General features: G+C 57.7%; 1 protein-coding gene and 1 pseudogene. One reads left to right on the forward strand and one right to left on the reverse strand.

Translation table 11 applies throughout. The features are described from left to right. Positions 1 to 309: 309 nt before the first annotated feature. Positions 310 to 1,365 carry a rhodanese-related sulfurtransferase gene (locus tag ACMX3H_RS18045; RefSeq protein ID WP_415211775.1) on the forward strand — a complete coding sequence of 352 codons (1,056 nt, stop codon included), beginning with the start codon at positions 310 to 312 and terminating at the stop codon, positions 1,363 to 1,365. Positions 1,366 to 1,495: 130 nt separating this feature from the next. Here the strand turns inward: ACMX3H_RS18045 and solA are convergent. Next, positions 1,496 to 2,581: pseudogene (gene solA / locus ACMX3H_RS18050) on the reverse strand (N-methyl-L-tryptophan oxidase). Between the last annotated feature and the right edge of the window lie 149 nt (positions 2,582 to 2,730).

A 2,730-nucleotide genomic window follows, 5' to 3' on the forward strand; every position in this document is an offset into this window, starting at 1 on the left:
CACTCAAACCGGGATGGAAATAAAAGTTATTAAAATCAATACAATGTGAAAATACAATGAGCATAAGCGTGTAACGTAGGTCTACTGTCTCATACAACAAACCCACCAATAATTCAAGACGTCCTCCACGGGGCGCTTACGGTATCGTCAAGTCGCCGCCCTATCGCACACGTGCAAAAGGGCCGTCACAGGCGCTGCGGGGATTTTCGCGCCGCGGCTGGTGCTTTGGCGCGAATAAGGTAAAATGCGGCCCGGCGGTGGGCGTGGTGGCCGCCGCCGATCTCTTTACTACCGACAGGAACGTACACCATGCCAGTGTTACATAACCGGGTCTCCAATCAGGAATTACGGGCGCGCATGCTGGCCGAAAGCGAGCCGCACACAACCGTCTCTTTTTACCGCTATTTTACCCTGAGCGACCCGCAGGGCTTCCGTGATGATCTTTACCGGGCGCTCACGGCGCTGCAGGTATTCGGCCGCGTTTATATCGCCGCGGAAGGGATCAACGCGCAAATCGGTGTGCCGCAGAGCCGTTTTAACGCCTTGCGCGAGGTGCTGTCCGCCGCCCATCCCCAGTTGGATGGACTGCGCTTGAACGTGGCCTTGGACGACGACGGCAAATCTTTCTGGGTGCTGCGCATGAAAGTGCGGCCGCGTATCGTTGCCGACGGTATTGAGGATCCCACTTTCAATCCGGCGAACGTCGGACGTTATTTGAAAGCGGAGGACGTTAACGCCATGGCGGACGATCCGGATGCGCTCTTTGTGGATATGCGCAACCATTATGAGTATGAGGTGGGGCATTTCGATAAGGCCATTGAGATTCCGTCCGATACGTTCCGTGAACAACTGCCGATGGCGGTGGATATGTTACAACACGACAAAGATAAAAAAATTGTCATGTACTGCACCGGCGGTATCCGCTGCGAAAAAGCCAGCGCCTGGATGCTGCATAACGGCTTTAAAAATGTGTATCACGTGGAAGGCGGAATAATTGAATACGCCCGCCGCGCGCGGGAAAAAGGGTTGCCGCTGAAATTTACCGGTAAGAATTTCGTGTTTGACGAACGTTTGGGCGAGCGCATTACGCCGGATATTATCGCCCATTGCCACCAATGCGGCGCACCCTGCGACAACCATACCAATTGCCGTAATCAGGGTTGCCATTTGCTGTTTATCCAGTGCCCGGTTTGTGCCGATAACTATGACGGCTGCTGCAGCGTGACCTGCCAGGAGGAGCTGTCGCTGCCGCTGTCCGAGCAGCGTTCGCGCCGCGCCGGGCGGGAAAACGGCATGAAGATATTTAATAAATCCCGTGAGCGCCTGCAACTGACGCTGACGGGGGACGATCCGGCGCAGAAATAGCGGGCGGCGAAGCACGGGTAAACGGCGACGGCGCACGGGGCGTGGCTAATCCGGCAAGAAACGCCGTGCCCGTCTATGCGCGGACGGCGAGTATCAAGAGGGTGACTAACCGACCGGCGGCGAGGGGTGGCTAGGCGGCAAAGCGGCGCAGCAAAAACGGCGATAAATCGAAACCGCTATCGCGCCCTTCGGCGAACGCGGCCGTAATTTCACCCAGCACGCTGGCAAATTTAAAGCCGTGGCCGCTCAGGCCGGATATCACCAGCCCATTGTCATGCCCAGGCAGCGTGTCGATAATGAAATCCTCGTCGGGGGAAAGGTCATACGTGCATGCCTGACCGCTAAGACACACGCCAACCCCCGGCAAAAACGTGCGCAGAAAACCAAATGCCTCCGAGCCGTCCTCGGCCAAGGCGCCAAACGGCTTGCGCTGCTCGGGCGCGGTAATGCGTTGGCCGCCATCGTGCTTGCCCACCTTAAGGGCATTCTCCAGCGCCGGGAACCCATAGTAATGGCTGCCGTCGGTGGCGGCGACGGTGAAGGCCGGAAAATGATTATCTTTGCTGAATCGCCCATCCGCCTGGTGCCAGGAAAACACCTTGCGTACCGGCGTTACCGGCAGCGATGGCAGCAATTGCTTGACCCAGGTACCGGCGGCGACCAAGAGCTTTCTTGCCTGATAACGGCTGCCTTCGCGCGTTGCCACTTCCGCGACGTCGCCGGTGAGCGTGATGTCCGTGACGCCGCAATTGAAGAGCTGCGCGCAGCCGGCCTTTTCCGCCAGCGAAATATAGCGGGCAATCGCCAGCTCCGATTTCAGGTAGCCGGCCTGGGGTTTAAAAATGCCAATATAATCGTCCGGTACCCGCATTACCGGCCAGCGCGCGTTAACCGCGGCGTCCGTCATCAATTCGCACGGCAGCCGGAAGCGCTGCACTCCGCTTACGGCATTTTAAATAAATACGGATTGACGCGGCCCGAGGTTTATCACGCTGCTGCGGTGAAAAACCGGCGTTTCGCCGTCATAGCTGAGCGTCTGCCAAAGGGTTTGGGCGCGCTGCACCAGCGGCACATATTTCTCGCCTTCGCCATAGGCATGGCGGATAAGACGTGTATCTCGATGGTGGCTGCCGCCTTGGGGCGGCGGAAAGGCCGCGTCGATCATTAGCACATTCAGCCCGGCTTGCGTGGCATAAAACCCAGCGGCCGCCCCCATGCTGATTCCGGTCACGTCCGATCACTGATTCCGGTCGCCCGATCAGCGATTCCGATTCTGTCCGATCGCTCATCTTCTGTTCCGCCATACTCTGGAGACTTTTAGCTTCCGGGGGTATGGCATGGCACGTAAAAAGAAGAACGCGAGAA

Origin of the sequence: Sodalis sp. (in: enterobacteria) (genome assembly GCF_047607725.1) — a bacterium.
GTDB lineage: Bacteria > Pseudomonadota > Gammaproteobacteria > Enterobacterales > Enterobacteriaceae > JBLKSS01.